This window comes from Thiolapillus sp. (genome assembly GCF_048562965.1).
GTDB lineage: Bacteria > Pseudomonadota > Gammaproteobacteria > Chromatiales > Chromatiaceae > Thiolapillus > Thiolapillus brandeum_A.
Window position 1 is genome coordinate 1 of sequence record NZ_JBHNMF010001538.1, and the last position, 570, is coordinate 570.

Genomic DNA, 570 nt, shown 5'->3' on the forward strand with positions numbered 1-570 from the left:
CCTGCGGGAAAAGCTGCTGCATCAGGCCTTTCTTGAGGTTCTTGAGGGTGTCGAGCTTGTGCGACTCCAGCCCGATCACCTCATCAAGGGAGGAGAGGCAGTGGGCGATTTTTTGTTGTTCGTGAAAAATAGGAATAGGCCATTTTGTTTTCTCAACCGTTGTATGTGAAAGATGTTTAACAGTTGTCTGCGCTGTTCTTTGTTCAATAAGTTTAAGTGCGACAGACACACTGAAATGCAGAAAAGTAAGGCTGCTCCCATCTTTGGCAGACACCCTACCCACTCTCTGGTTTAGTAAGGCCTTTCCATGGCCCCAAATTGACGGAGAGAAATCACCGTCCATTCCAACCAAGATATCCCCATTGTTAACAATGAATGTTTGTTCGTAAGGTCCTGAATAGAAAATCATCCGGTCACTGGATTTCAGGTCAGCATTCCTTATGAGCCTTAACCCATCCCCTATCTCGTTAAAATACTTCGAGGAAAAAGGAAAGCCAGTCTGAAATGTTAGCACTGCTCCTAATTTCTTCACCTCCCACGCCCCCGCCTCCCGAAACTCGGGAAAGCGCA

1 protein-coding gene is annotated in these 570 nt (G+C 46.8%); it reads right to left on the bottom strand.

Going from position 1 to position 570, the window contains the following annotated elements; translation table 11 throughout:
• A partial coding sequence (locus ACOCD2_RS25380; RefSeq protein ID WP_294032184.1) for a restriction endonuclease subunit S occupies nucleotides 1–570 on the bottom strand: 570 nt, incomplete at both ends.